General features: G+C 56.5%; 24 protein-coding genes. 16 read left to right on the top strand and 8 right to left on the bottom strand.

Features of this window, described 5'->3' with window-relative positions:
• Positions 1-397: 397 nt before the first annotated feature.
• Positions 398-1621 (bottom strand): AI-2E family transporter, encoded by a 1224-nt coding sequence (locus tag AFL22_RS13005; protein WP_033756854.1) that lies wholly within the window; start codon positions 1619-1621, stop codon positions 398-400.
• A 351-nt stretch (positions 1622-1972) separates the two neighbouring features.
• Here AFL22_RS13005 and AFL22_RS13000 point away from each other — a divergent pair, with 351 nt between their 5' ends.
• Complete coding sequence (locus AFL22_RS13000; RefSeq protein ID WP_010259013.1) at positions 1973-2302, top strand: hypothetical protein; 330 nt, start codon at positions 1973-1975, stop codon at positions 2300-2302.
• 13 nt (positions 2303-2315) lie between these two features.
• Here AFL22_RS13000 and AFL22_RS12995 read toward each other — a convergent pair whose 3' ends face one another.
• Positions 2316-6077, bottom strand: a complete 3762-nt coding sequence (locus AFL22_RS12995) for an NAD(P)-binding protein (RefSeq protein ID WP_052271546.1) — start codon at positions 6075-6077, stop codon at positions 2316-2318.
• A gap of 600 nt (positions 6078-6677) precedes the next feature.
• Here AFL22_RS12995 and AFL22_RS12985 point away from each other — a divergent pair.
• Positions 6678-7370, top strand: a complete 693-nt coding sequence (locus AFL22_RS12985) for a YetF domain-containing protein (protein ID WP_052271545.1) — start codon at positions 6678-6680, stop codon at positions 7368-7370.
• On the opposite strand, the gene AFL22_RS12980 is transcribed toward AFL22_RS12985, so the two are convergent.
• The gene (locus tag AFL22_RS12980; RefSeq protein WP_052271544.1) at positions 7367-8119 is read right to left on the bottom strand and encodes a GNAT family protein; all 753 of its coding nucleotides are present in this window, start codon (positions 8117-8119) and stop codon (positions 7367-7369) included. The genes AFL22_RS12985 and AFL22_RS12980 overlap by 4 nt on opposite strands.
• 188 nt (positions 8120-8307) lie before the next feature.
• On the opposite strand from AFL22_RS12980, the gene AFL22_RS12975 reads away from it, so the two are divergent.
• Positions 8308-8514: a hypothetical protein gene (locus AFL22_RS12975; RefSeq protein WP_010259007.1), complete on the top strand. Its 207-nt coding sequence runs from the start codon at positions 8308-8310 to the stop codon at positions 8512-8514.
• Positions 8515-8579: 65 nt separating this feature from the next.
• Here AFL22_RS12975 and AFL22_RS12970 read toward each other — a convergent pair whose 3' ends face one another.
• Entirely contained in the window at positions 8580-9773 is a 1194-nt protein-coding gene (locus tag AFL22_RS12970; RefSeq protein ID WP_010259005.1) for a zinc-dependent alcohol dehydrogenase, read from the bottom strand.
• 150 nt (positions 9774-9923) lie between these two features.
• On the bottom strand, positions 9924-10514 hold the full coding sequence (locus tag AFL22_RS12965; RefSeq protein WP_033771112.1) for a hypothetical protein: 591 nt from the start codon (positions 10512-10514) through the stop codon (positions 9924-9926).
• A gap of 364 nt (positions 10515-10878) precedes the next feature.
• Between AFL22_RS12965 and AFL22_RS12960 the strand changes: the two genes are divergently transcribed.
• The 4 genes from AFL22_RS12960 (at position 10879) to AFL22_RS12945 (ending at position 15186) form a co-directional block, all read left to right on the top strand.
• Entirely contained in the window at positions 10879-12165 is a 1287-nt protein-coding gene (locus AFL22_RS12960) for an HAAAP family serine/threonine permease (RefSeq protein ID WP_010671264.1), read from the top strand.
• Between the two features lie 241 nt (positions 12166-12406).
• Entirely contained in the window at positions 12407-13504 is a 1098-nt protein-coding gene (locus AFL22_RS12955) for an ABC transporter substrate-binding protein (protein ID WP_033756865.1), read from the top strand.
• 278 nt (positions 13505-13782) lie between these two features.
• Positions 13783-14247 carry an RcnB family protein gene (locus AFL22_RS12950; protein WP_052271543.1) on the top strand — a complete coding sequence of 155 codons (465 nt, stop codon included), beginning with the start codon at positions 13783-13785 and terminating at the stop codon, positions 14245-14247.
• Between the two features lie 102 nt (positions 14248-14349).
• Complete coding sequence (locus AFL22_RS12945; RefSeq protein ID WP_033756869.1) at positions 14350-15186, top strand: Cof-type HAD-IIB family hydrolase; 837 nt, start codon at positions 14350-14352, stop codon at positions 15184-15186.
• A gap of 165 nt (positions 15187-15351) precedes the next feature.
• On the opposite strand, the gene AFL22_RS12940 is transcribed toward AFL22_RS12945, so the two are convergent.
• The gene (locus AFL22_RS12940; protein ID WP_052271548.1) at positions 15352-16500 is read right to left on the bottom strand and encodes an iron-containing alcohol dehydrogenase; all 1149 of its coding nucleotides are present in this window, start codon (positions 16498-16500) and stop codon (positions 15352-15354) included.
• Positions 16501-16791: 291 nt separating this feature from the next.
• On the opposite strand from AFL22_RS12940, the gene gntT reads away from it, so the two are divergent.
• A complete protein-coding gene (gntT, locus tag AFL22_RS12935; RefSeq protein ID WP_010258995.1) occupies positions 16792-18108 on the top strand; it encodes a gluconate transporter in 1317 nt (438 codons plus the stop codon).
• A 190-nt stretch (positions 18109-18298) separates the two neighbouring features.
• Here gntT and AFL22_RS12930 read toward each other — a convergent pair whose 3' ends face one another.
• Positions 18299-18544: a hypothetical protein gene (locus AFL22_RS12930; protein WP_010258994.1), complete on the bottom strand. Its 246-nt coding sequence runs from the start codon at positions 18542-18544 to the stop codon at positions 18299-18301.
• Positions 18545-19841: 1297 nt separating this feature from the next.
• On the opposite strand from AFL22_RS12930, the gene cspE reads away from it, so the two are divergent.
• Both cspE and AFL22_RS12920 read left to right on the top strand, forming a co-directional pair.
• Positions 19842-20051 (top strand): transcription antiterminator/RNA stability regulator CspE, encoded by a 210-nt coding sequence (cspE, locus tag AFL22_RS12925; protein WP_006118399.1) that lies wholly within the window; start codon positions 19842-19844, stop codon positions 20049-20051.
• A gap of 226 nt (positions 20052-20277) precedes the next feature.
• A complete protein-coding gene (locus tag AFL22_RS12920; RefSeq protein ID WP_010258992.1) occupies positions 20278-20709 on the top strand; it encodes a GNAT family N-acetyltransferase in 432 nt (143 codons plus the stop codon).
• Here the strand turns inward: AFL22_RS12920 and AFL22_RS12915 are convergent.
• A complete protein-coding gene (locus tag AFL22_RS12915; protein WP_052271542.1) occupies positions 20687-22042 on the bottom strand; it encodes an aminotransferase class I/II-fold pyridoxal phosphate-dependent enzyme in 1356 nt (451 codons plus the stop codon). The two genes, AFL22_RS12920 and AFL22_RS12915, sit on opposite strands and share 23 nt — an antisense overlap.
• A 120-nt stretch (positions 22043-22162) precedes the next feature.
• On the opposite strand from AFL22_RS12915, the gene AFL22_RS12910 reads away from it, so the two are divergent.
• From AFL22_RS12910 to tatE, 6 genes are all read left to right on the top strand, one after another.
• On the top strand, positions 22163-23131 hold the full coding sequence (locus AFL22_RS12910) for an ABC transporter substrate-binding protein (RefSeq protein ID WP_033756873.1): 969 nt from the start codon (positions 22163-22165) through the stop codon (positions 23129-23131).
• Positions 23131-23919, top strand: coding sequence for a deaminated glutathione amidase (locus AFL22_RS12905; protein WP_052271541.1), 789 nt, complete (start codon positions 23131-23133; stop codon positions 23917-23919). Before AFL22_RS12910 ends, AFL22_RS12905 begins: the two co-directional genes overlap by 1 nt.
• Positions 23920-23941: 22 nt before the next feature.
• Complete coding sequence (locus tag AFL22_RS12900; protein WP_010671270.1) at positions 23942-24829, top strand: ABC transporter substrate-binding protein; 888 nt, start codon at positions 23942-23944, stop codon at positions 24827-24829.
• Positions 24826-25761 (top strand): amino acid ABC transporter permease, encoded by a 936-nt coding sequence (locus AFL22_RS12895; RefSeq protein WP_052271540.1) that lies wholly within the window; start codon positions 24826-24828, stop codon positions 25759-25761. The genes AFL22_RS12900 and AFL22_RS12895 overlap by 4 nt, the downstream gene beginning before the upstream one ends.
• Positions 25758-26528 (top strand): amino acid ABC transporter ATP-binding protein, encoded by a 771-nt coding sequence (locus AFL22_RS12890; protein ID WP_039391274.1) that lies wholly within the window; start codon positions 25758-25760, stop codon positions 26526-26528. The genes AFL22_RS12895 and AFL22_RS12890 overlap by 4 nt, the downstream gene beginning before the upstream one ends.
• A 92-nt stretch (positions 26529-26620) precedes the next feature.
• Positions 26621-26824 (top strand): twin-arginine translocase subunit TatE, encoded by a 204-nt coding sequence (gene tatE / locus AFL22_RS12885; RefSeq protein ID WP_010671272.1) that lies wholly within the window; start codon positions 26621-26623, stop codon positions 26822-26824.
• The last annotated feature ends 38 nt before the right edge of the window (positions 26825-26862 follow it).

The following is a 26862-nucleotide window of genomic DNA, read 5'->3' as shown; positions in this document are numbered from 1 at the left end:
TGTCAGTCAGTTAAGATGAGATGAGTAAAAGCTGGCTCGGTCAGACGTCGCAGTTGTTTTTCGGGGAGATGGGGCTGCCGTGCCGGCCTGGGCCCCTCTGCTGCTGCCGGGCCGTCCTCGCGCCGCTCACGCGGTACCTTCGGCTTTGACGTCGTGCCGACGAACCGTTCGGGGATCGGCCCTCCCTGGCCGGCCCCGAACTGTCCACGCTTCCCGGCGTGGACTTCTGGCCCGCCGTCACGCCTCAGCGCTGCGGATAGCCCTTTCAGCAGCAGAGGCGCTCATGCCTCTACTCTCGTGCCCTTTTTAACAATACGCACCAGACTGCGTTATCCCCTGTCGCTTAACTGACTGGCATTACCCACCGAAAGGTGGATTTTTTTATGGCTGACGCGGATTACGCTTTCTTTTCCGCTGTTTCTTTCTCCGAGGCGGCTAACGCAGAGACTTTCCTTTCCGTCTCTGCAGCCGCATCGGCGGAGGCCGCCGCCGCTTCAGCCGCAGCCTCTGCCGCGGTATCAGACTGTTTCTTGCCTTCTTCGATAAACTCTTCGTCGATGGCTTCGATGTTTTCGCGGTTATCGCGTCCGGAGAGCAGGTTCCAGCAGGCGATAAACAGGGCGGCAATCACCGGACCGATTACAAAACCGTTGATGCCGTAAATCTCCATGCCGCCCAGCGTGGCGATCAGAATCAGATAGTCAGGCATTTTGGTGTCTTTGCCGACCAGCAGCGGACGCAGGATGTTATCCACCAGTCCGACGATCACTACGAAGAAGCCCACCAGGAACAGCCCTTTCCACAGTGCACCGGTGGCGAAGAAGAAGATCGCCGCAGGTACCCAGATAATGGCGGAACCGACTGCCGGAATAAGGGAGAGGAAGGCCATCAGTGCGCCCCACAGCAGGCTGCCGTCGATACCGGTAAACCAGAATGCCAGCCCGCCGAGAATACCCTGAACAATACCGACCACCACCGTGCCTTTCACCGTCGCGCGCGCCACGGCCGCAAACTTCACCATCAGGTGATGCTTCACGTAGGTTGAGAGCGGCAGCGCTTCCAGGATCAGATGCACCAGATAGGAGCCATCTTTCAGCAGGAAGAACAGCAGATAAAGCATCACGCCAAAGCCGACGGTAAAGCTGAACGTCCCTTTACCGATGATAAATGCGCTGCCTGCCACATACTGACCGCCCTTAAGGGCAAACGAGGAGAGTTTCTGCTGAATCTGTTCGGCGTTATCCAGGTTATTTTCAGCCAGATAATGTTTTGCCCAGCGCGGCAGATGCTGTAACAGATCGGCGAAGACCGCCGGGAACTGCGCCGAATTGGTCTGCAGTTTGTGATAGACCGCGTTGGTTTCGACCACCAGCGATGAGGCGATAATGGCCAGCGGCGTGAACACAATCAGACAGATACAGAGCAGGGTAATCAACGCGGCCAGGCCATTGCGTTCGCCCATTCGGACCCGCAGATACGTTTTCAGCGGATGGAAAATCACCGCCAGAATCGCCGCCCATAAAATCGGCGAGAAATAGGGCGAAAGCACCTCGAAAAAACCGAGGGTGGCGATAGCCAGAATCAAAATGAAAAACCCGATGTTCAATCCTTTAAAACGCATGGAAAAACCTCATCTCGAACAACTCTGATAAACCCGACGCGCGAATTTTCTGTGTCTGGCTGTGCTTATGCGGCTGCCTCGTCACTGATTATCGGTCAGGCTTTGCTTTTTAAACGCTGCTGATGACAGCATCATGCTGGCTAACTCTTTGAAAGGTCTGGCAGAAGTGATGAACGGGCAATGTGCGTTCGCTGCGTGACTTCCTATAGGTAACACGCTGCAACTGACAGCAGCGCGCTGAATCCTACATTAGCGTAGCGGTTTCGACCATTATTGGTAGGTCAGAGACTCATGATCCCGGGGGATGCTGCCGATAACAGTATTAACTGGATAAAAAACAGGCAATGAAAAATGAGTAAACAGAGCGTTTTAATTGTCCTGCTGACGCTGGTATTAAGCGGCTGCGCGACCAAGCAGTATCCACAGGCGTCCGCGGTCACCCCGGAAGAGACGGCGATGCTGAATTGCAGCGCGCTGGATCAGGAGCTGGTGAAAGCGCACAGCGTGCAGAGTGATATTGAGCAGACCGGCCAGTTCGATGCACTGACCGTGCTGGGCTTTGTCGGGGATTTCGGGCTGGGCAATGGCATTGCGAAATACAATGCCAGCCAGAAGGCGGAGCGGCGACTGACGCAGTTGCAGTCGCTGAAAGCCGCGAAGTGCAGCCAGCGGCTTTCGTAGCGACTGCGCCGGGTCAGCCGAGCGTCCGTTCGCTGACATGCTGCAGCCGGACATTTTCGGCGGCGCGTTTACCGGCAAGGAAGGCGTGATCCGAGTTGTAATATTCCCACTCGCTGTAGCGGCCTGACAGATGAATGTCCTGGGTCAGCAGCCACTGGCGGATCAGCGCCACGTTAGCGCTGCGCGCATGGTCATAGACCACGTAGGCGTAGGGCATATCGACCTCTGAGGCACAGAGCAGCGGATCGTCCGCGGTGATCATGCCAACTCTGATGCAATCCTGACGGCAGCGCTCAATCAGCGCATCCCCCGCCAGCGGCAGCGGATTGGCCGCGTTATAGGTGATTTCGCAGGTTAAGCCGAAACCGCCCGGCGGGTTGCAGTGCGGACTCGCATTGCCCTGCACAAAGATGCGGTGAAACAGCGTATCGCCAGGATAGTAAATCCAGTGCTTTTCGGTCAGGTCGGCGCGGCCAATCCCCAGATTAACGCAGCGCACCGAGACAAACTGCAACTGCTGCGCCGCCCGTTGCACACTATCCGGCACTTCATCGCCCATCAGTTTAATCAGCTCCGGCAGCGGCATGGTGCTGATCAATTGTTCATAAAGGTAGTGGCGGCCATCCGCCAGCAGCGCGACGTGCGCCTGCGGATAGAGGCGGGTCAGGGGGGCATCCGTTTCCAGCGTACATTTCAGGTGCGGCAAAAAGCCGGACATCAGCGCCTGGAAACCACCGCGCAGCGGATAGCCGAAACGGGCGTTGGGGCCAACCGGTTTCGCCAGCGGTTGCAGTGCGCCATCAATGATCTGCGCCAGATCGGGCAGCGGTACGCGTCCGCCCAGCCATGAAGTTTCCATGTCGGTCAGCGGCACCTTCCACAGTTTCTGGTTGTAGGGCAGGGCAAAGTGACGCGCGATGCCTTTGCCCCAGGTGCGCATAATGAAGTGCTGGAAATCCTCTTCGCCTTCCACCACGCCTGTGCTGCTGCCCTCATCGGGGATCGCGCCATCTGCGCAGCAGTCCCGCCGTGCCCGCGCCCGATCCAGTGGCACCGCGGCGGCGGCCGTTTCGCCATAACGCGCCTCGATAGCGCCCAGCACGCACTCTTTTACCACCTCGACCGGCAAGCCGTGCAGCGCGGACTGGAAGGGATAGCGGGTATAAACGCCATCGCTGTAGACCCAGGCTTCACGCGCCTGCCAGTGCAGGTTGTCGCCCAGCAACATCTCATACAGCTGCAAGACGTAGGGATCCTGCGAGAACATAATGTGACCGGCATAGTCGAAGGTAAAACCCTGATCGTCAATCGAGCGGCACCAGCCGCCAGGCGTGGCATTTTTCTCCAGCAACACTGCGCCTTCGCCATAGTGATAACCGGCGCTCAGCCCGGTTGGCCCGGCTCCGATAATCAGGCAGGGCACGGCTTCACTCTCCAGCATCAATGGGGTTAACGGCGTGATATTCGCCTGCGCGCTGCCCTGGCTGACCGACCTTAGTGCGGGCTGACGCTGCGTCAGCGCCTGCTGGATCAGTCCATGAATCTGTTCAGCGGTGCGATCCCATGAGGTGGCATCGACCTTTGCCTGCATCCGTCCCGCCAGCGCCAGCCGTTCTGCGGCACCAATCGCCATCGCCTGTTCACAGGCGGCAATAAATTCCGCGTGGCTCTCTGCCACCGCGACTTCCTCTGCGTAATGCCGCGCAACGTCAATAATCGCGGTACTGACAATCGGCAGCTGCGCCGCCATATACTCCAGCACCTTAGTCGGTGAGATGTAGCGCGTCGAGGCATTGATGGCAAACGGCATCAGACAGACATCCCAGCCCGCCAGAAACTGCGGCAGCGCCTGATAGGGCTGCTGGCCGAGCCAGTGAATATTGTCGCGCTGCGGCAGGCTGGCGGGATCAATTTTTACCACCGGCCCGACCATAATAATCTGCCACTCGGGGTGGCTGTCCGCCAGCGCCGCAATCAGCGGCAGGTCTATGCGCTCATCCAGCACGCCGTAATAGCCAAGACGCTGTGCCGGAATCGCATCCTGCATCGGATGACGATTGCTGCGATCGCGCGCCTGCTCAAAATGAATAGCATCAACGCTGCTGGGAAAGCAGTAAACCTGAGGATGTTTGTCACGCTTCGCTTCATAGAGGCTGGTGCCGCCGGTAAAGACCAGATCGGCGCGGGTCATCAGCGCGGATTCGCGCTGCTGCAGCTGGCGCGGTGCATTCTGAAAAGCGGAAAGCTCATCCATGCAGTCGTAAATCACCAGTGAGGGATCAAAAGGTGTCAGCAGCGGCAGCGCCATCGGCGTATAGAACCAGATCAGCGGCTGTTCATCTTCCTCCAGTAGCGGCGTCAGCAACAGCAGCAGCGGGGCGATCTGGCTGTCGTGGAAACCAGGCGCGTCGCTGTCGGTATGCGGCTGGATCACCGTGATGTTAGCGGCAGGCAAGCTCTGATGCAGGCCCTGTGGCCCCGCCTGCCAGACCGGCTCTTCGACAAACAGCACGCGATAGTGCTGTGCCAGTCTTGTCAGTAGCTGCTGCGGACGCTGAAAAACAAATCCCCAGCGTAAATGGCTGAAAACAATGAGAACAGGTGGTTTCATAGTGTGCTCCTGACAGGGGTGTTTTGAGGAGTGGATGTGCTGCAAAAAGCGCTGCGCCTGACGTAATGCGTCGGCATAAGGCTGCTGTAGCTGGCGGGCATAGGGATCGGCCCCCAGCAGATCGAGATCCCACAAACCGCTGCGGGTCCAGAAAGTCGTCTCCTCCCATAAGGGACGATCGAGGATCGGATAGAGGCAGATGCCGTGCAGCTCAACGCCTGCCAGTTGCGCCTGCGCAACCTGCGCGGCGATCTCAAGGATCCAGCTTCCGCGTCCGCTGCCGACGTGGCTGGTTTCCGCCAGCAGCAGTGGCCGCTGATAACGCTGCCAGACCTGCTGCAGCATCCGATGCAGCGGCAGGCGTCGGCTGTCGCCCAGATGCCAGTAAAGCCGCCGGTTTGATCCCTGCTCCCACTGATTGTCGTGGTAGTAATTCACGCCAATCAGATCGAGATAGCGTGGGGCGCCGCCCAGTTCCGGGTTAAGCCTGCCGCTCAGCATGTCCCACGCCTGAAACTGGGTGTCACACATCTCACGTGCCAGCACATCGCTGGCCGGATCGGCGGGATCGGGCACGATATGGATCAGTGGATCACAGTGCAGCAGACGGGCTCGCGGATCGGCCAGCCAGATGGCATCACAGGCTGCCAGCGTAGCGCGCACCAGCTGCTGCTTGGCGGCATCCGCCCGATCCGCCTCAGCGATCGCCTCACAGGTGAACAGCCCTACCGAGATACCCCAGCTGACAAAGGAGATCTCATTCATCGGAGAGTAGACCGGCGCCTGCTGATACCAGGGGGCCAGGAAGCGGGCCAGTGCGCCACAGAAGGCGGCGAAACGGCTGACAAAGTCGTGGTCAAACAGGCTGACGCCAGCGGGCCAGCCGTAGTGGCAGATTGTCCAGCTCAGCTGAATGCCCTGCTGCTCTGCGGCCTGCATCCGGGCCGCGACCGTCGAGAAGTCATAGCGGCCATCGTGCTCACATAACCGCCAGCCGACGCTTTCGCGCACTGTGCGAATGGAAAAGGGGGCCAGCGCGGCATAATCTTCTGCTGCACGCGCCTGATGTTGGTTAAGATCGTTCATCGACAGCGCAAGGCCGGCAGGATTGATATGATCGGCACCTTCGTAGCCGGCCTGCCAGAAACTGGAAAAGGGCGTCATGGCATCTCCCGAAAAAAAGCAACACGCTTCCCGCTGACGAGCCGTCGTGAAACGGGTCAGGGCGTCAGGGTATGCATTGCAGACTGATCGATCTGACCACTCTGAACGGACGGGCGATCCATGCCATAAGTCACAGACACTGAGTTGCAGGCATCAGGGCCTGTCGCGGTGTGGACGAGTGAGATAGCAGGTATAGGCCAGTGACGCTATCGGCAGAAAAAGGCTGGCTTCTCTGGATGTTGAAAGGTTTTGCGGAAGCCTTACTGGAAAGTATAGGCAGTAAGGTTTGGTTCGCAATTTATTGAAGTAAAAGAAAAAAGCGCAGCGGTAAAAATTATCCAGCCAGAAACAGGAAGTTTTAGCATGCGGTTTTGCGAACGGCCCGATAAGCGCAGCGTGAATAGTGTCAGCGCCATTTTCAGCTTTGTTAACCTTTTCCTCAACATGCAGAGAGGTCAGACTCGCCCACTTTCGCGTTACAGCTTCGCTTGCCTTTTGGCGGGCTGGCGACAAGATTTACTTATCACTGGCCTGAATCTGCGGGTCATCAACGGGTGATGCGACGATGCGCGCCCCCTAAAACAGGATGTTTTACAGGCTATGTTCTCATTCGACTGGCACCGTTTCTTACTTAACGATCAACCGGCCACCTTTTTGTTTGAGGTGGTGGTACGGGTCATGATCGCTTATCTGGTGGTGTTCACCTTTCTGAAAGTCTCAGGACGACGCGGCGTGCGCCAGCTGTCGTTGTTCGAGTTGGTGGTGATCCTGACGCTGGGTTCCGCGTCCGGTGATGTGACATTTTACGATGATGTGCCGGTGCTGCCGGTCATTATGGTGTTTGTAGTCCTGCTGGCGCTCTACCGCTTCACGACCTGGCTGACGGCGCACAGCCCGCGCTTTTCACGGCTTATTCAGGGCGACGTGATTACCCTGATTAAAGAGGGATTGTATGTGCTGGAGAGTCTGGATCGTCTGAATATTTCTGAAGATGAGTTTTATATGGAGTTACGGCAGAGTGGTGTGGAGCATCTGGGGCAGATCCGGCTGGCGCTGGTGGAGGTCGATGGTCAGCTCAGCCTCTATTTCTACGATGACGATGAGATGCGCGCCGGGTTAAGCGTACTGCCTCCTGAGCACCGGCAGGATTACAGCACTGTACCGGTCAGCGCGCTCTATGCCTGCACCCATTGCGGCCAGACGCAGATCGTTGAGGCTGAGCAGCAGGCTGTCTGCCCGCGCTGTCAGCGACAGCGCTGGTCCGCGGCACTGACCGTGCGTCGGCTGCATTAATCGCCAGCATCCGCTCCGCGTTCAGGACTTGTCGCGTTTGCATCAGCCGGGTTAACGTCGGCGAAGCAGGCGCTGAGCGGGCGCTTTTGCTGTCCCCCGGCAGCGAAATTATCCGCACTTAGCCAGGCACTCAGGGCGCGCTGAACATCCGGCCATTCACGGTCAATAATTGATAGCCAGTCGGTATCGCGATTACGCTGTTTACGCGTCATCACCTGACGAAAACGGCCCTCAAAGCGGAACCCCAGCCGTTCTGCTGCGCGTCGTGATGCGATATTGGTTGAATCACAGCGCCACGCCACTCGCCGATAGCCGAGCGAGAAAGCCTGTTGCAGCAGCAGATAAATCGCCTCGCTGCCAATGACACTGCGCTGCATCAGCGGCGACCAGGTGACGTGACCGATTTCAACAGTGCCGTGTCCCGGCTCAATGCTGGCGAAGCAGACCACGCCGCAGGGCTGCTGATTTGGCGAGCAGACCGTGAAGGACACCAGGGCTGCATCTGCCACTTTATCCGCAATCCAGCGCTGCATCTGCGGCAGAGAGGCGGGCCGCTCCGCGCTCAGCCAGGTCCAGTCGCGATCATCCGGTGCCAGCATAAATGCCTGCAATAGCGGTTCTGCATGATCGATGCTCAGCGGCAGGAGAAGGCAGTGCTGACCCGTGAGTGGCATACAGGGTGGCCTGTTGACCGGTTGCCAGTCGGGCAGAGCCTCACCCACCGGCTGATCAAACTGATTGAGGTTCAATAGCATTCTCCTGAAAGAAAACGGACGGTTAGTCGGGAAACTTATGATGCCGGGCTGACTGGCTATTCTGAACCGCGGTTAAACCCGTCGCAGCTTGTTCCCGCTTACCACATAACTTTGCCTGTTACTGACAGAAAATGAAAACCCTTCGGGCAGCATAGCGGCACCATTACCAAAGAGGTGTGCGTATGAAAGTGAGGCTGGCCAGTGCATTACTGTTTTTGCTGTTATCGTTTGGCGCGTTTTCACAACAGGTGATCAGCGAAAGTCATCCCCATTCACGCAGTGCGCGATGGCTGGAGCAGGGCAGTCAGGTTGATACGGCGGATTCGCCGGATGAACATCTGCTGGAGAGGCGGGAGTGGCGAAGCAGCCTGCAACGCAAGCCGTTCTGAGATGAGCTCCCCGGCGGAGAATAGCCGGGGAGCCAGGGGTTAAGCGTTTCAGATCCATTGTGAAATTATATTGTGGCCTGTGTCGCAGCCATGCCAGGCACCAGAATCACCTTGCGGCACTCCTCTTCGCGTTTGGCGAAAATATCGTAGCCACGCGCAGCATCTTCCAGCGGCAGATGGTGGGTCACAATCTCTTCCGGCGTCAGATGACCCTGTTCGATCAGCTTCAGCAGGTCGGGCAGATAAGCGTGTACGTGGGTCTGTCCCATCTTAAAGGTCAGCCCTTTGTCAAAGGCGTCACCAAACAGGAAGCCGTGAATGAATCCGGCATAGACGCCCGGCACGCTGACGATACCGCCACGCCTTACTGCGGCAATACACTGACGCAACGCTTTACCGCTGCTGCCTTCCAGTTTGAGATTGGTGAGCACGGTTTCGGTCATGCTGCCTTTTGCCTCGAACCCTACTGCATCAATCACTGCATCCACACCGCGATTGCCGGTGCTGTGTTCGATAATCCAGCCGGCCGGGTCATCGATCTCATCGAAGTTAATCGGGATAACACCGTAGCGCTCACGGGCAAAGTTTAAGCGGTAGTTGTTGTGGTCGATCATGTAGATCTGTTCGGCACCCTGCTGTCGGGCGCAGGCGGCACTGAGCAGGCCAACCGGTCCGGCACCGAAAATCGCCAGGCTGGAGCCGGGTTTCACCTCGGCGTTTTTCACCGCCTGCCACGCGGTGGGCAGAATGTCTGACAGGAACAGCACTTTCTCATCCGACAGTACCGACGGCACTTTAAACGGGCCGGTATTGGCTTTCGGCACCCGGACATATTCCGCCTGTCCACCAGGCACACCGCCATAGAGTTTGCTGAAACCAAACAGGGCTGCGGGCGGCGTGATGTTTTTCCGGTTCAGGATGGCACCCCGTCCGCTGTTGGTATTTTCACAGGCAGCATACTGGCTCATCAGGCAGAAAAAACAGTCGCCACAGGCGATAACAAACGGGATCACCACCCGATCGCCTTTGGCCACGGCGGTCACTGCGCTGCCTGCTTCAACCACTTCGCCCATAAACTCATGACCAAAGATATCTCCGTGCCCGGTACCGGGGATTTTGCCGCGGTAAAGGTGCAGGTCTGAACCGCAAATGGCCGTGGCGGTCACACGCAGAATAATGTCATCTGCGGCTTCCAGACCCGGATCGGGCACATTATCGACGCTGACTTTATGGGGGCCGTGATAAGTTAATGCTTTCATCTGTTCATCTCCTGATGATTAGGGGACGGCGGCCAGGCCAGAAGGCGTGGCCACGCACGGGAAAGACTCAGGAAACCTGAAATCGAAACCTGCCTGAAGTGTAGTAATCCTTTAAGGAGTAAGCAGAGCGGTGCAGCAGGCTGGCCAGTTTCAGCCGGGCTGACAGGGCGGCTGCACCTGCGTTGTGGCGACCGTTACGGCTCGGGTGTCGGGTTGCCAGAGAGCGAGGTCGGCAAACGCACGACGATAAACCGTGTCGATTTGTGCCGGAACCTGTTCGATGTAGTGCCAGGCATGCTCACGCGTTTCACCGGTGAGTTGCTGCAGATAGTGCCGCGCGTCGTCCAGCGTCGGGATCTGGCCTTCGACACCCGCCATGCGGGCAGGCAGGCCGGTCCAGATCAGACCTTCTATGCCTTTGGTCTTAGCCCACTCTGCCAGTGGTCCCGCTGAGGTCGCTGTCACCGTCATCATCCCGATGCCATCGATACGGCTGTCCGGAATGGCTTCACGGAGGCGCAATGCGCGGCAGGCGCTCTCAAGTGAGGCGGTATTCAGCCAGGCCCAGTACACTGGCACCGGGCTGGCGTTAAGGCAGATCGCGGTCGACAGCTCGCCGCCGTCAGCGATGCGCACAAACTCAATCGGTAGCTCAGGACCATCATGATGCCACTGACTGGCCACCGGCAGTGCGCCAGCTTTCCAGATTAACGATCCCCATCCGAGGCAGGCAATTTTCATTCTCTTCTCCTGTGCACCTGTCGGCGTGATCGCGACAGAATCTGTTTAAGCGTAGCCCGTTGCGCTGAACCGTTACAGGGATCACCTTTTTAGGGGCGGTAAAACCGCCACAAAGATGGCATGATCGCCGCGCAGTCACTTTGCACAACCTGACGGTTTTTTCAGCAATCCATGCGTGTTTATCTGCACGGCTTGAACTTCTATCGTCAGGTAGTGTAAAAAGTGGCGCACGCAATCGATTACCTATGCACGGACGGGTCAGCATCACGTTGACTGATCCTGTTGCAGCTGAGGCGCAGAGTGGGGCGGACATTTGCCTGCCTGACGGCTCAGGTTACTGGCGGCTTTTAAAACGGAAGATCTGATGAAAACCACGCAAACTGGCACGCTGGGCGCGCTTGAGAGTGACGTCGATACGGGATGGCGTAAAACCGACACCATGTGGATGCTGGGTTTATACGGCACGGCGATTGGGGCGGGTGTGCTGTTCCTGCCTATCAATGCTGGCGTCGGCGGGCTGATCCCGCTGATCATCATGGCGATACTGGCGTTTCCGCTGACTTTTTTTGCGCACCGCGCCCTGACCCGATTCGTTCTCTCCGGTAAAAATCCGGCCGGGGATATCACCGAGGTGGTCGAGGAGCATTTTGGCGTTGGTGCGGGCAAGCTGATTACGCTGCTCTATTTCTTCGCCATCTACCCGATTCTGCTGATGTACAGCGTAGCGATCACCAACACGGTTGAGAGCCTGATGGTGAATCAGCTCGGCCTGGTGCCGCCACCGCGAGTGCTGCTGTCGCTGCTGCTGATTGTCGGACTGATGACCATTGTGCGTTTCGGCGAGAAGATGATTGTCAAAGCGATGAGCGTGCTGGTTTATCCCTTTGTGGCGGTGCTGATGCTGATGGCCTGCTATCTGATCCCGCACTGGCACGGCGCTGTGCTTTCGACCCTGAACGTTCAGCCCGCGGGCAGCAGCCTGTGGATGACGCTGTGGCTGGCGATTCCGGTGATGGTCTTCTCGTTTAATCACTCGCCGATCATCTCCTCATTCGCGCTGGCAAAGCGGGAAGAGTATGGCGATGCCGCAGAGAAAAAGTGTTCGCGCATTCTGGCCTGCTCGCACCTGATGATGGTGGTGACGGTGATGTTCTTTGTCTTCAGCTGTGTGCTGAGCCTGTCGCCTGAAGATTTACACGCCGCCAAGGCGCAGAACATCACCATTCTTTCCTATCTGGCGAACCATTTTAAGGTGCCGATGATCGCATGGCTGGGACCGCTGATTGCCATTGTGGCGATCACGAAATCGTTTCTCGGTCACTATCTTGGTGCGCGCGAAGGATTTAACGGCATGGTTAATAAGGCGCTGCGCAGTCGCGGCAAAACCATCGCGCCCGCCAGACTGAATCGCCTGACCGGACTCTTTATGCTGCTGACGACCTGGCTGGTGGCAACGCTGGATCCCAATATTCTCGGCATGATTGAGACGCTTGGCGGGCCGGTCATTGCGATGATTCTGTTCCTGATGCCGATGTACGCTATCCAGAAGGTACCCGCGATGCGGAAGTACAGCGGTCATATCAGCAATCTGTTTGTCGTGCTGATCGGACTGATTGCCATCTCCGCAATCTTCTATTCGCTGGTGAAGTAACACTTAGCGCAACAGGCGCATCTCAATCCCCCTGGGATGCGCCTGCCATTCTGCCCGCCCTTCGCCATTCTCTCTATGCACCTCCACGTATTCAGCGATATCGCTCCCTGATTTAAGCCCGCTGCCGCGTTGTTAATGCCGCCTCTCAGACGCATCTGGTTAGCAATAGTTACATTTGGTACTTATCAGCATGGTAGAGTTAACGCGAATAATTATTATTCCCTAAAAGGACAGGAGAAAAATGAAAATCGGGATAGTTGCTGCCACCACACTTTTACTGTCAACCGCCTGTGCGGCTACCACCTATCCGGTCACGGTGACCGATATGGATGGTCAGAAAATTACGCTGCAAAAAGAGCCGCAGCATGTGATTTTACAGGATGGGCGTGACGTGATGGCGCTGGCATTACTGGATCGCCAGAACCCGTTTCAGCGTGTCGTTGCCTGGAACAACCTGCCGAAAAAGCAGGATACCCAGACCTGGGACCTGCTGAAGCAGCGCTGGCCGCAGGCGGCATCGATTGTTGATATGGGCTTTAACGATCAGGGGCAGGTCAATCTGGAGAGCGTGCTGGCGAAGCAGCCCGATCTGATGATTGCGCAGCTGCGCGCCAAACCGGCCCTGACGCAGTCAGGCGTGCTCGCCACCCTGAAAAATCTCCATATCCCGGTGCTGTTCCTTGATGTTGAACTTCATCCGAAAGAGAACACCCTGAAGAGCGTGAAAGTGCTGGGCACCGTTCTGAATCGCGAAGCCGAGGCGAAAGCTTACGCCGATTTTTACCAGCAGCGCTGGCAGATGCTTCAGCAGAAGATTGCGCAGGTGCCGCACAAGCCAACCGTGTTTATTGAACCGATTGCCGGTAACAGCGACAACTGCTGCTTTACACACGGTCATAACGGCTGGGGCGCGCTGGTGGAAGCGGTCGGTGGCAAGAATATCGGTTCTGCACTGCTGCCCGGCAGCTCAGGATTTGTGTCGCTGGAGAAGATTATCGCCATGAAGCCGGACGTCTATATCATGACCGGCTCTAAACGCCCGAACAGTAACGTGCTGCCGTTTGGTTACGGTGCCAGTCAGACCGACGTGACCGCCACCTTTAACCGCCTGCAGAGCCGCACCGGTCTGGAGCAGATCGAACCGGTGAAACAGAAGCGGGTGTATGGCGTTTATCACCATTTTTATAATCACCCTTACAACATTATCGGCATGGAAATTCTGGCAAAAGATCTCTATCCGGAAGTGTTCCGCGATCTGGACCCGACGGCTGATTACCACCACATCGTGACGCACTTTACCGGGTTACCGGATGCGCCAGTGATCCTCAGCACGCCATAACCGCAAAAATGTCAGGGTGCGTTTCAGCATCCTGACTTTTCATCGGCCATCATCCGTCAACCAGAGCGTGATTTTCAGACAGCGCAGGTTGCCCGGTTAACCTCTGGATTGCGTCAGCAACGTTGTCATCGCATGTCCTGTGTTAAGAAAGCGCTAAGCAAGCGTAATAGTGTGTAAGTTACCGGATTTTAAGACTTTTACAGATGCCTCCCGCCACAATTATTGCCATGATGCCGATCAACGGTGCCTGAACAGCCGTTATTTTCGGAGGCAGTATCATGAAAAAAACAACATTAACGCTTATCGCTTCACTTTTGACATGCAGCACACTCTTTTCTCAGGCCTCACGGGCAGACGATCGTGATGACGCGCACCGCAAGCCTGTGCCGCGTCAGAACGGTGACCATCGTGCTGACAATCGCGGTTCTGACCAGAATCAGGAGCGTGGCAACAACCGTCATGACAGCGTCAATCATCGCCCGGATCAGGACAACAACGGTCGGGGCAGAGAGGCACGTAATGATCGCGACCATTTCGCCTGGCAGGGGCACGACTTCCGTCGCGGGCATCCTGTCCCGCAGGCGTACCGCGGCGACCATTACCGCGTAGCCGACTGGCATGAGCGCGGTCTGCGTGAACCACCGCGCGGTTATCACTGGGCAAACATCGACGGCAACTATGTGCTGATTGCTGCCGCAACCGGGGTAATTACCGCGCTGGTGCTGAACAGCGCCCTGAACTGATCCCCAGGGGATGGCTGCGGCCATCCCTCTTTCTTTCCGTTTTGCTGCGCCAGCGGCTATCCTGACACTCCACGCTGAAATTTCCCTGTGTAAGGAGTCATGATGACGACGGTTAAGATGGTTGCGGTAGATATGGATGGCACATTTCTGGACGATAACAAGCAGTACAATCGATCCCGCTTTCTCGACTGCTATCAGCAACTCACCGCCCGTGACATCAAATTTGTGGTGGCCAGCGGCAATCAGTATTACCAGCTCAAATCATTTTTCCCGGAGATCGCCAGCGATATCGCCTTTGTAGCCGAAAACGGCGCATGGATTATCGATCGTGATGAGGAACTGTTTTGCGGTGCCTTTGAACGCCGCGATGTTGACGCGGTGATCGATACCCTGCAAAACGGCGACTATCCGGGTCTGCGTTACCTGCTGTGTGGCCGGGAGAGCGCCTGGTACTTCGACGGCATGGAAGAGAACTGGCTGAAGAAGATGCGCCATTACTGTCACCGGCTGAAGCCGATTCATCATCTGGATGAGGTGCAGCATGACCGGCTGTTTAAGTTCGCGCTGAATCTCTCTGATGACTATATCGAGCCACTGATGGCGGATATTGAACGTCTGCATCAGGGGCGAGTGGCAGCGACCTCAAGCGGTCACGGCTCGGTGGATTTGATCGTGCCGGGGAATCATAAAGCGCACGGTCTGGATCTGCTGGCACAACGCTGGGGGATCGCGCACGACCAGGTGCTGGCCTTTGGTGATGGCGGTAACGATCTGGAGATGCTCAGACAGTCTGGCTTCAGTTTTGCCATGGACAACGCGCCACAGCGGGTGAAACAGGCGGCGCGCTACGCCGCGCCCTCTAACAACGAGCAGGGCGTGCTGCAGGTGATTGAGCAGATGCTGGCAGGTGAGGGGCCTTTTAGCGCCACGCAGGCTTAGCCGTCTGGCGCTGCGATTAAGCCAGGACGGTCAGCGCCGTGATTCAGCCAGCCGCCTGGCTCAGAGAGCGGGTGCAACAGGATAGCGCTGAGGAGCAGCAAAGCCGGGCGAGGCTGGCAGGCCCGGTTGTGCCTGGTCAGCGAATGCGGGCAACGCGGCTCCTGATCACGCCGTGATTTCCCAGGCCTGCGCGATCATCATCTGCATCTGTTCGCGGCTGTAATTCACCAGCGAATTTTTGCTGTTGGCTCGCGCCAGAATCCACTCCACCTCGGCGCGGCTCAGTGAAGGGCCATCCTGCCAGAATGGGGTGATCGCCTGCTGCTGCAGCCACTGTTTCAGAAACTGAGCCGGTGAGTCCGTAGTTTCGCTGAAGAGCTGCGGGTGCAGTTCCGCCATCAGCTTACGCTGTAGTGGCTGTTCGCTGTCGGACAACAGATCCAGGAACGGAAACAGCAGACGTCCGCACACTTCACCGTGATGGAACGGCTTTATCGCGCCCAGTTCCCCTGCAATACCGTGGATCACCCCCAGACCCGCACTGCTGAGACTGACACCGCCCAGCCACGACGCCATCATCATCGCTTCCCGTGCCGCGTCGCCAGCAGCATCCTCACGATTAAGGGCAGGCCAGGCCTGAACAAACTGACGCAGGCCGGTCAGCGCCAGCTGTCGGGTAAAGAGGTTGCCTTTGCCGGAGAGATACGCTTCAAACAGGTGGGTAAACGCATCAATACCGCAGGTTGCCAGCACCCGGTCCGGCGCACCTTTCAGCAGATCGGCATCGAGAATTGCCACCTCCGGCACAAAGACCGGGTGACGCAGTGACGCTTTTATCTGAATGTCACGCTGGTCAGTCACCACCGCATTTTGCGTCACTTCACTGCCGGTACCGGCGGTGGTCGGGATAGCAATCAGCGGCAACGTGATGGGCTGAACCGCGGTGTCACCCACTTTTTCCAGATAGCGGGCGGTTGGCAACGGATGTTGTACCATCGCACTAAACGCTTTCGCCGCATCCAGCACGCTCCCGCCGCCAATCGCGACGACCCGATCCACATGACCGCGCCAGCGCGCAACCCAGCCATCAATCTCGGCGGGTGAGGCTTCATGACTGACAATTTCATAGCCAATAATATGATCGTTGAGTCCGGCTTTTAGCCGGGCATATGCGGGGCCTTGCAGAAAAGATTGTCCACAAAACAGCAGGGTAGGCTGTGGCCGGGCGGTCAGCAGCGGCACCAGTTTATCCAGGCTGCCCCGGCCAAAGAGGGTTCGTTGATTACTGTACAGCTCACTCAGGTTCTCACTCACCAGCGCATCCTTTTTACATTTCGCTAAAATCTGAGTGTAACGAAAAGCAAGGCGCCGGGACTGGCAAACTTTCTGATAACGCATTGGCAAAAAGTTGATCACCTTCGCAAAACAGAAATTCACCCCCGGCGGGGTGGTGCTTTCCTGCTGATGTTACCCTTAACATGTTATCGGTAACAGCGTTTGTCGGGATGTGTAAACATCTTACAGCGCACTGTTTTGTAGCCCTCAGGGGATCATGATAATAAACCGACACTGAATGATGTTCAGTGCACAAGGTGGAGAAAAGCTATGCCATTACTCTATGTGGCGATTGGCGTCGCGTTACTGCTGCTGCTGATGATTCGCTTTAAGCTTAATGGATTTATCGCGCTGATCCTGGTGGCGCTGGCGGTCGGTGTGATGCAGGGCATGCCGGTTAATAAAGTGATTACCTCAATCAAAGCGGGCGTGGGCGGCACGCTGGGCAGCCTGGCGCTGATCATGGGCTTTGGTGCCATGCTCGGTAAATTGCTGGCCGACTGCGGCGGTGCGCAGCGTATTGCCACCACCCTGATTGAAAAATTCGGCACTAAGCATATTCAGTGGGCGCTGGTGCTGACCGGTTTTATCGTCGGATTTGCGCTGTTCTATGAAGTCGGCTTTGTACTGATGCTGCCGCTGGTGTTCAGCGTTGCGGCATCGGCACGTGTGCCGCTGCTCTATGTCGGGGTGCCGATGGCGGCTGCCCTGTCCGTGACGCACGGCTTTCTTCCGCCGCATCCTGGCCCGACCGCAATCGCGACGCTGTTTAACGCTGACATGGGTAAAACGCTGCTGTTTGGTACGCTGTTGGGTATTCCTACGGTGATTCTGGCGGGTCCGGTCTACGCCCGCTTCCTGAAAGGCATCGACAAACCGATTCCTGAGGGTCTCTATAACCCGAAAACCTTTACCGAGGCGGAAATGCCGGGGTTTGGCGTCAGCGTCTGGACGGCACTGGTACCTGTGGTGCTGATGGCGCTGCGTGCGGTGGCAGAGATGCTGCTGCCTAAAGGCCATGTGCTGCTGCCCTATGCGGAGTTCTTTGGCGACCCGGTGATGGCGACACTGATTGCGGTGCTGATTGCAATCTTCACCTTTGGACTGAATCGCGGCCGCACGATGGAACAGGTCATGGATACCCTGACCGACTCGATCAAAATCATCGCCATGATGTTGTTGATCATCGGCGGTGGTGGTGCCTTCAAACAGGTGCTGGTGGATAGCGGCGTGGATAAATACATTGCCAGCATGATGCATTCTACTCAGCTGTCGCCAATCTTTATGGCCTGGTCGATTGCCGCGGTGCTGCGTATTGCTCTGGGTTCTGCCACGGTAGCGGCCATTACCGCCGGGGGAATTGTGGCACCGCTGATTGTTACCAGCGGCGCCAGCCCGGAACTGATGGTCATCGCCGTAGGGTCCGGCAGCGTGATCTTCTCGCACGTTAATGACCCGGGCTTCTGGCTGTTCAAAGAGTATTTCAACCTGACGATTGGCGAAACCATCCGCTCCTGGTCGGCGCTGGAAACCATTATTTCGGTCTGTGGTCTGGTGGGTTGCCTGCTGCTCTCCTGGGCGATTTAACCTCTGGCCGCTGGCAAGCCTGCCAGCGGCTCTCTGCTTTCGCGTCTCTCCCGCTGCCTCTTTGAGCTTTGAACATCCCGTCGCGCTTGCTGCCCCTGTTGCCGGTTAAACCGGGATGTGCGGGACAGACAGCATAAAAAAGGCCGCAAGGTGCGGCCTGACAGAGAAGATTCAGTCTGAATCTGCCACGTTAATGAGGCGGTTCAAAACCGGCTTTTACCATCTGTTCCCGCAGCGCGTGTGCAATGTCACGGTTGCCACCGGTAACGGGGTAGATAACGTTATTCACCACATCATCAAGGTAGTGCTCGTCAAACTCCTGCAGAGAGAGCTGCGTGCCGCCTTCATCGTTGATGGCGAAAGTCCCTTTGATGTGGTTACCGCTGTTTTTTGCCTTGAGGCTGTAGCGGCCCATGCTGGTATTAATCGTGCTCATAAGATCTCCTCGCGACTCATTTTCAATCTCATCACTCTTGAGGCCTGCCTTGCCGCCTAAATTTTAGCCAGGAGTGTTCTGTAAAACGAAGAAAGAGAGCCGTTAAAAAGTGGTGTTGCGATCGTTATCTCAGAATTTAAATAAAGCTCAGGGTTGATGAACTTATGACCAGTTGAGCCTTAAGTGAAGCGGCAGGGCGCATTTTCCTGTCTATAATGCTTACAGGAAAAGTGTTTAATTGGTGAGGGGAAAGGAAATGAAAATTATTCTGTGGATTATTGCGATCATTTTTATCGTTGGCTTACTGACCCTGACAGGGGTGTTCAAACTGATTTTCTGATATCTGTTAACGCTTCAGCAACAGCGGGCACCTAATCAGGTGCCCGCAATGTTTTCTGGCTGGCCAACAGAGCGTCTGTAATGGGATCCATCGGCGTATTGGGCAGCAGATCCTGTGAGCCCAGAGGTTTCTTACAGTATGCGCAGCAGGCACCATGAAAGTTTCGCTGGCCCTCGCGGTAATCAGTAAAAACGAATCGGGCGCTTCCACATTGACCGCAACGTATCTTCATCACCATCCTGTGTCTCACCCTCCTTTTACTCAGCATTAACGGATGCCTGTGCCTGACAGGTTAAGCAGACTTTATCTATTGCGCGGCAATATTATTTCGCACTGCGATAAGAAAAGTAGTTTCTTATGCTTTTGATTGTTTGTTGCCAAATGCGCATTCGGTCACTAAAAAGCATTTCATTGATCCAGATCAGTGTTTATTAGTTGTTGGCTAAAATATCCGCGAATAGCCTGCCATGACTGATGATAATGGCACAGCCGACTCATTTTTTTTGGCGAGGGAGCGGGATCTGCGCCAGTGAATTTAAGATTTATCGTACAATAAATAGCCACTGGCAGGACGCAGGCCTGAAAAAGCAGAAAAACGGGTTTAAGGTCATGGGACTTACCGTCCGGATGATAGAAAAAAATTGACCTTTTACCGGCGTAAACGTCATTAAGAACAGGAATATATCTTAATCAGATTTTTCTTTTTAACGTCAGTAACATAACCGCTTAAAATTAAAAAGGGTTTCGTTTCCAGCAGGTTAGCGACCGATACCCGCTCTGCGCCTGATACGCGTTGAGCGATGTTTCGCAAGTCGAAAAGCAGGAAAGTGTGATGGATGTACAGAATGTCGATATTTATCACTTTTTCATCAAATCATGCTGGACAAATCCCTCAGCAATTGCTGTACTAGACCCCGACACAGTTTAGTGTCCATTTTTCATGTAAAGGTAATATAGATGTCTAAGATCAAAGGTAACGTTAAGTGGTTTAATGAATCTAAAGGATTCGGTTTCATTACTCCTGAAGATGGCAGCAAAGATGTATTCGTACATTTCTCTGCAATCCAGAGCAACGGCTTCAAAACTCTGGCTGAAGGTCAGCGCGTAGAGTTTGAAATCACCGACGGCGCTAAAGGCCCATCTGCTGCTAACGTTATCAGTCTGTAAGTTAACAGTCAGAATTCTAAAAACCCGCCTTATGGCGGGTTTTTTTATGGCTGTAATCTGCGCTTCATCCCCCCTGTCGTACTCTCACTCTCGGCGTGTTGGCGCACAAACTGCGCGGCGGTTCACACTAAATAACCGTAACATATTTATAACAACCCGAGATGCAGCTTTTTGGCTTGCGACGCTATATAACTGTGCGACAGAACCCAGTGAGTGAGGAGGCAGGATGAACATACGTCAGGCAGAGTTGAAAGACAGTTTTGCGTTGAGTGCATTACTGAGCGAGTTAGGCTACGGCGGCACTGAAAGCTTTATTGAACAGCGCCTGGCGCAGTTATGCAGCGATCCCAGTGAAGCGCTGTTGGTGGCTGAACATGGCAGTCAGGTGCTGGGGTTTCTCTCCTTACATTTTATTCCTCAGCTGGCGCTGGCCGGTGATTTCGCCCGCATCAGCTATTTCTGCATTGCAGAAGGTGAGCGCAGTAAAGGCGTCGGCCAGCAGCTGATTCAGCATGCAGAAATGCTGGCGGCTCGTCGTGGCTGCGATCGCATGGAAGTCCATTGCCATCAGTCACGTCTCAAGGCGAACCAGTTCTACGCCCGTGAAGGCTATGTTGAATCCCCCTGTTATCTCATCAAAGATCTGCAAGCGAGTTAAATTCCCGTCCGCTGGCGATGACCAGCGCCCCGGCAATCATCTCCCGCTGTTCATCCCTGAGGCTGGCGATACTGACGCGAATAAATTGGGTTGGGCCGAGCCGACAGCGCTCGCCTGGCACGACCGCAATACCGCGGGCAGCCAGCGTGATCATGGCAAACTGCTCTGAAGTCACCGGAATATAGAGGCTTAATCCGTCGCGAAGCGGCAGATCAAGCCCACGCTGTGCCAGCGCCGCGAGCAACGCTTCACGCCGTTGCCGGTAGGTCGCGCGTGCGGTGGCGATCTGCCGTTGCGTTTCCTCATCCTCCAGCAGCCACGCCACCGCATCCTGCAGAATGCGGCTGGTCCAGCTGACGCCAAAATTTCGCCATGACTGAATGCGCCTGACCATCTCCGAGGTGGCAGAGAGCACTGCCAGCCGCAGATCCGGTCCATAGGCTTTGGAAAACGAACGGACGTGCAGCGTGCGCTCAGGAAAGATTGAACCCAGGCTCCAGCTCGCCTCCGCGGAGAGATCGCCAATACCATCATCCTCAACGATCAGTGTGTTGCTCTGTTGCAGAACCTGCGCCATTGCCTGACGTCGCGCCGGGCTGATGCTGTTCCCGGTGGCCGAGTGGGTGCGGGGCTGATAGATCAACATTACCGGTGCCTGCTCCAGCAGAAGAGAAAGAACCTCTGGCAGCGGGCCTTGATCATCACACGCCAGCGGCAGAATCTCTGCGCCGACGTTATCCAGTATATCGAGCAGCCGGGTCGCGGTCGGATCTTCAATAATCACGCGGTCTCCCGGCGAGACCAGGGTTTGCACCAGCAGATTCATCGCGTCAAAACCGCCATCTGTCGCCAGAAACGCCTCTGCAGCATAGGGCCAGCGCGGCGCGATCGCCCTATGCAGCGGCGCGGAAATCGCCTCACGGGTGTAGCTGTTGAGCTGCGGTGAGTGTAGGGCCGCCTGCAGCGCACGCTGCAGGTCAGGCAGCAGGGCGGGGTCGGGCGCGGCGAGGGTCAGATCGGCGCGGATGTTATCACCGTAGTTGCCGATCTTCTCAAAGCGAATCGGACGCGGCATCACCGTATTACTACTGACCCAGACACCACTGCGCCCCTTGCCCGCCAGCACTTTCTGCTTTCTGAGTTGCGCCCAGGCAGCAGAAACGGTTGCCGGGCTGACACCCAGCTGCTCCGCTATCTCCCGCACCGCAGGCATCTGCATACCTGTCGCGATCTGTCCGTCACGAATCAGCGCGGAGGCTGCCTGTGCAATGCCTTTCACTGAAGGCGATTTTATCTGGCTGCAAAACCAGTTGAGGTCGACGCTCTCTGTCATAAGAAAATACTTTGTTCAGTAACAAATTAATGATTGTTCAGGTAAGTATTCCGGATCTAGTATCAAATTCAAGCACTATTTCATGCCCCGTCCCGACGGTGCAGCGTAAACGGAGAGATCATGGCAAGGCTACTCATCAGACTGGCGGTACGCGACTGGGACTACTTCACCCCGCTGGCGCTGGGCGATATCAGACCAGAAGGTTTTGAACTGCAGATCGACCGCGTCGGCACACTTGTGAATGATCTGGCGACCAGCCCCGACTATGACGCGGGCGAAGTCTCCTTCAGCCGCTATGCTCAGGGCCGGGCCAGAGGAGACGAAACACTGCTTGGCCTGCCGCACTTCCTGATGCGCGGCTTCCGCCAGCGCTGCATTATCACAACCAGCAGCAGCCCCATCACCACGCCTGCGCAGCTGAAAGGTAAGAGAATCGGCGTCACCGGCTGGCAGGATTCGGGCAATACCTGGACACGCACGGTGCTGCGTGAAGCAGGCGTCGAAATCGATGATGTGTTCTGGTATGCCGGTCGTCTTACTGCCGATCATCCGATTGTCGATCGGCTGGCGGGATTTGGCCGCCCGGGCCGCATTGAACCCGCGCCTGACGAACGACCGCTGATAGAGATGCTGCAGGCGGGTGAGCTGGATGCCATCTTCACGCCATTTATGCCGGAGGGCTTTTTCCTGCCTGGTTCGGGATTACGTCAGCTGCAGACCGATTTTTATCAGGCGGAGCGGGACTACTTTAATCGTGTCGGCTATGTGCCGGGCATCCACATTCTGGCGCTTAAACCGGCACTGGCGGCGGCGCATCCGTGGCTGCCTGCGGCGTTAAGTGAGGTCATCGATCGCTCTTACCGGCTGTGGATGCAGAAAAGAGAGAAATATGCCGACACCACGCCGTGGCTGCTGGACGATTTGCGACGCACTGCGCAGGAATTGCCCGCTGACTGGAATCAGAATGGTTTTAGCGTTAACAGAAAGATGATTGCGGACTTTGGCCGTGAGCTCTATGAGCAAGGGCTGACTCACCAGGTACTGACGCCGGAAGCAATGTTTCCGGCCGCTGCGGGAGAAGAGAAATGATGAAAGTAGCACTGGGACAATTTGCGGTGAGCCGCGAATGGCAGGAGAACGCCAGTATCTGTCTGGACTTAATGCAGCGGGCGACAGAAGGTGGCGCCGATCTGCTGGTACTGCCGGAAGGGGTGCTGGCACGTGATATAGCCGACCCCGATTTAGTGCTGAAGGCGGCGCAGCCGCTGGATGGCCCTTTTCTGAGCCAGCTGCTGGCCGCCAGCAAGCAGAATGCACTGACCACCATGATGAGCATTCACGTTCCCACCGGCGAGCAAAAAGCGCTCAACGTGCTGGTAGCGATCCGCAACGGTGAGATCATCGCCGCCTATGAAAAGCTGCATCTGTACGATGCCTTTGCGATGCAGGAGTCGCAGCGGGTCAATCCCGGCCACGTCATTCCGCCGCTGATTGAGGTCGCGGGTATGAAAGTCGGATTAATGACCTGCTATGACGTGCGCTTCCCGGAGCTGGCGCGTCGGCTGGTACTGGATGGTGCAGAGGTGCTGGTGCTGCCTGCCGCCTGGGTTAAAGGTCCGCTGAAAGAGATGCACTGGGAACTGCTGACCCGTGCCCGCGCGCTGGAAAATACCTGCTATATGGTGGCGGTGGGGGAGTGCGGCCCGCGCAATATCGGCAACAGCCTGGTGGTCGATCCGCTGGGCGTAGCGGTGGCGAATGCGGCGGAATCGCCGGCGCTGCTGTTTGCCGATCTCGATCCTGAGCGCGTCGCCTATGCCCGCCGGGTGCTGCCGGTACTGGAAAACCGGCGCTTTGCCCGTCCCGAACTCAACTGATCCGCTGAACCAGGAATCCATTATGACGAAGAGAGCAACCGCCTTAATCGTGGCGCTGGGGCTGACTGCATCCCTGGCGCAGGCTGCCGACGCTATTCCGGTGCAAAAAGTTGACCAGGCCCTGCATGACAGGCTGCCGGATGAGATCAAAAAATCGGGCAAAATGATTTCAGTGAATAACGGTTCATTTCCGCCCTATGAAATTGTGAATGGCCCGCACTCAATGGAGGGCGCGTCGGCCGAATTAACGACTGCACTGGCACAACTGCTGGGTGTGAAGATCGAGCATGCGACGGTGAGTGGTTTATCGGGCGTACTCACCGGCATCAATGCGGGTCGTTATCAGCTGGCAATTGGGCCGATTGGTGATTATCCGGACCGTCAGCAGAAAGTGGATTTCATCGATTTTGTGCAGGAGTTCGTGGTGTTCGGCGTGCAGAAGGGCAATCCGGCCAGAATCAATCAGCTGGACGACACCTGCGGCAAGCGCATTGCCGTTATGGCCGCTGGCTCTGCGGAACAGGTTATCCGTAAGCAGTCAGCCCGGTGTGTGGCCGACGGGAAACCGGCCGTGACGGTGCAGGCCTTTACCGATCAACCTTCATCAATTCTGGCGGTACGCTCTAAACGCTCCGATGCGTTCTTCTCATCACAGGCGCCGCTGACTTACTTTGTTAATCAGGCGAAAGGGCAACTTGAGCTGGCGGGCAAAGGGCAGAAAAACGGCTTTGGCGATATTTTCCAGGGCACGGTGGTGCCGAAAGGCTCGCCGCTGGGTCAGGTGGTGCTGGATGCCTACAAAGAGCTGTATCAGAACGGGACGTATGCGGCCATCATGAAAAAGTGGCAGCTTGAGGGCAACATGACCACCGCACCCGGACTGAATCTGGCGAAAGAGGCCAGCAAATGAGCCCGCCGCGCCATCTGCACAGCGGCGAGGCACAGCTGCGCGACGTGGCGTTCGCTCGCAGCGCCCCCACTTACGGACGCTGGATCAGCTGGATTTTAGTGCTGGTGATCGGCACCAATCTGTTGTGGCTGGTGGCGACCAACCCTAATTTTGAATGGCAGGTGGTACTCAAGTGGTTTACCGAAGGATCCGTGCTCAAAGGGTTGCAGGTCACTCTGGGGCTGACAGTGGTGTCGATGGTGCTCGGCACGCTGCTCGGTCTGCTGCTGGGTGTCTGGCGGCTCTCTGAGAACCGGTTGCTGCGCGGCGTTGCCGGACTCTATATCTGGTTCTTTCGTGGCACGCCGCTGCTGGTACAGCTGATCTTCTGGTACAACCTTTCTACGCTGTTTCCGGCGCTGTCGCTGACGCTGCCGTGGACCGATATCACGCTGGCCAGCTGGAATACCAACGATCTGATTACGCCGCTGACGGCCGCTATCGCCGGGCTGGCGCTGAATGAAGCGGCCTATATGGCGGAAATTATTCGCGCCGGTCTGCTGTCGGTGGATAACGGTCAGGTAGAGACCACACAGGCCTTTGGCATGAGTCGTTCACGGGCGCTGCGGCGCATCATTATTCCGCAGGCGATGCGGTCGATTATTCCGCCCACCGGCAACCAGCTGATCAGCATGATCAAGGCGACGTCGCTGGTCAGCGTGATCGCAATGGGCGATCTGCTCTACTCGGTGCAGGCGATCTACAACCGTACCTTCGAGATCATCCCGATGCTGATGGTGGCGGTGATCTGGTATCTGCTGATCACCTCGATCCTCAATCTGGGCCAGTCCGCCATCGAGCGTTACTACGCGCGTGGCACTCGCCGGGTGGCCAGCGCCCCCAGACGCGCCGCCGTCGCGGCTAACGCGCAACCCCAGCAGGAGGAACAATGAGTCAGCATGAACCCCTGGTCTGCGCCCGCAACGTGCAGAAGAATTACGGCGACAATCAGGTTCTGAAAGGGATCGATCTGGATGTCTGGCCCGGTGAGGTAGTGGTGATCCTCGGGCCGTCTGGTTCCGGTAAATCCACGTTTCTGCGCTGCATCAATCACCTTGAAGAGATGAACGCCGGATCGATTCGGGTCGGCGATGAGCAGATCGGGTACGTACTTAAAGGGCATGTGCTGCACCGGTTGTCGCCACGCCAGATCGCCCGTCAGCGCCAGAAAATTGGCATGGTGTTTCAGCAGTTCAATCTCTACCCCCATATGACCGTGCTGCAGAACATCACTGAAGCGCCCATCGGCGTGCATAAATTCCCGCGTCAGGAGGCGATGGCTCATGCCCGATCGCTGCTGGCGACGGTGGGGTTAAGCGATAAAGCGGACGCCTGGCCACGTCACCTCTCGGGCGGACAGCAACAGCGTGTGGCGATTGCGCGGGCGCTGGCGATTAAGCCGCAGCTGATGCTGTTTGATGAGCCGACCTCCGCGCTCGATCCGGAACTGGTGGGCGAAGTGCTGGCGACCATGCGTACCCTGGCCGACCAGGGATTAACGATGATCGTGGTGACTCATGAGATTAGCTTTGCGCGGGAAGCCGCCGATCGCGTGGTCTTTATGGATGGGGGTGTGGTGGTGGAGCAGGGCACGCCTGAAGAGGTGATCGCGAATCCACAGCATCCGCGCACCCAGGCGTTCCTGAGTCGCTTCATCTGAGATCTTACTCTGTTACAGATTCCAGTTGTCGCCGCAGGCAAACTGCGCGTAAATATCAGTCACCGTGATTCGATAAAGTTGAAAGGTTAAATATGGAAGGTATCAGTATTGCCAAGCTGCTGATTATCGGTGCGCTTATCGTACTGCTTTTTGGTACCAACAAGTTGCGCTCACTGGGTGGCGATCTGGGCTCCGCAATCAAGGGCTTTAAAAAAGCCATGAAAGATGAAGATACCAGCGCAACCCGAACTGCGGCTGAAGACGTGCCGGCAGAACGCGTCGTTCATAAAGATTAATCGGTTATTTGCTGCAAATAACTGTTACTTTTTATTTC

This window comes from Pantoea sp. CFSAN033090 (genome assembly GCF_001264395.1).
GTDB lineage: Bacteria > Pseudomonadota > Gammaproteobacteria > Enterobacterales > Enterobacteriaceae > Pantoea > Pantoea agglomerans.
The sequence above is the reverse complement of the archived record's forward strand: the minus strand, read 5'-3'. Positions and strand labels throughout refer to the sequence as shown.

Bases quoted from the DNA above. Each gene is read 5' to 3' on its own strand.
- AFL22_RS13005 (WP_033756854.1), bottom strand. From the start codon at position 1,621: ATGCGTTTTAAAGGATTGAACATCGGGTTTTTCATTTTGATTCTGGCT.
- AFL22_RS13000 (WP_010259013.1), top strand. From the start codon at position 1,973: ATGAGTAAACAGAGCGTTTTAATTGTCCTGCTGACGCTGGTATTAAGC.
- AFL22_RS12995 (WP_052271546.1), bottom strand. From the start codon at position 6,077: ATGACGCCCTTTTCCAGTTTCTGGCAGGCCGGCTACGAAGGTGCCGAT.
- AFL22_RS12985 (WP_052271545.1), top strand. From the start codon at position 6,678: ATGTTCTCATTCGACTGGCACCGTTTCTTACTTAACGATCAACCGGCC.
- AFL22_RS12975 (WP_010259007.1), top strand. From the start codon at position 8,308: ATGAAAGTGAGGCTGGCCAGTGCATTACTGTTTTTGCTGTTATCGTTT.
- AFL22_RS12970 (WP_010259005.1), bottom strand. From the start codon at position 9,773: ATGAAAGCATTAACTTATCACGGCCCCCATAAAGTCAGCGTCGATAAT.
- AFL22_RS12965 (WP_033771112.1), bottom strand. From the start codon at position 10,514: ATGAAAATTGCCTGCCTCGGATGGGGATCGTTAATCTGGAAAGCTGGC.
- AFL22_RS12960 (WP_010671264.1), top strand. From the start codon at position 10,879: ATGAAAACCACGCAAACTGGCACGCTGGGCGCGCTTGAGAGTGACGTC.
- AFL22_RS12955 (WP_033756865.1), top strand. From the start codon at position 12,407: ATGAAAATCGGGATAGTTGCTGCCACCACACTTTTACTGTCAACCGCC.
- AFL22_RS12950 (WP_052271543.1), top strand. From the start codon at position 13,783: ATGAAAAAAACAACATTAACGCTTATCGCTTCACTTTTGACATGCAGC.
- AFL22_RS12945 (WP_033756869.1), top strand. From the start codon at position 14,350: ATGACGACGGTTAAGATGGTTGCGGTAGATATGGATGGCACATTTCTG.
- gntT (WP_010258995.1), top strand. From the start codon at position 16,792: ATGCCATTACTCTATGTGGCGATTGGCGTCGCGTTACTGCTGCTGCTG.
- AFL22_RS12930 (WP_010258994.1), bottom strand. From the start codon at position 18,544: ATGAGCACGATTAATACCAGCATGGGCCGCTACAGCCTCAAGGCAAAA.
- cspE (WP_006118399.1), top strand. From the start codon at position 19,842: ATGTCTAAGATCAAAGGTAACGTTAAGTGGTTTAATGAATCTAAAGGA.
- AFL22_RS12920 (WP_010258992.1), top strand. From the start codon at position 20,278: ATGAACATACGTCAGGCAGAGTTGAAAGACAGTTTTGCGTTGAGTGCA.
- AFL22_RS12915 (WP_052271542.1), bottom strand. From the start codon at position 22,042: ATGACAGAGAGCGTCGACCTCAACTGGTTTTGCAGCCAGATAAAATCG.
- AFL22_RS12910 (WP_033756873.1), top strand. From the start codon at position 22,163: ATGGCAAGGCTACTCATCAGACTGGCGGTACGCGACTGGGACTACTTC.
- AFL22_RS12905 (WP_052271541.1), top strand. From the start codon at position 23,131: ATGAAAGTAGCACTGGGACAATTTGCGGTGAGCCGCGAATGGCAGGAG.
- AFL22_RS12900 (WP_010671270.1), top strand. From the start codon at position 23,942: ATGACGAAGAGAGCAACCGCCTTAATCGTGGCGCTGGGGCTGACTGCA.
- AFL22_RS12895 (WP_052271540.1), top strand. From the start codon at position 24,826: ATGAGCCCGCCGCGCCATCTGCACAGCGGCGAGGCACAGCTGCGCGAC.
- AFL22_RS12890 (WP_039391274.1), top strand. From the start codon at position 25,758: ATGAGTCAGCATGAACCCCTGGTCTGCGCCCGCAACGTGCAGAAGAAT.
- tatE (WP_010671272.1), top strand. From the start codon at position 26,621: ATGGAAGGTATCAGTATTGCCAAGCTGCTGATTATCGGTGCGCTTATC.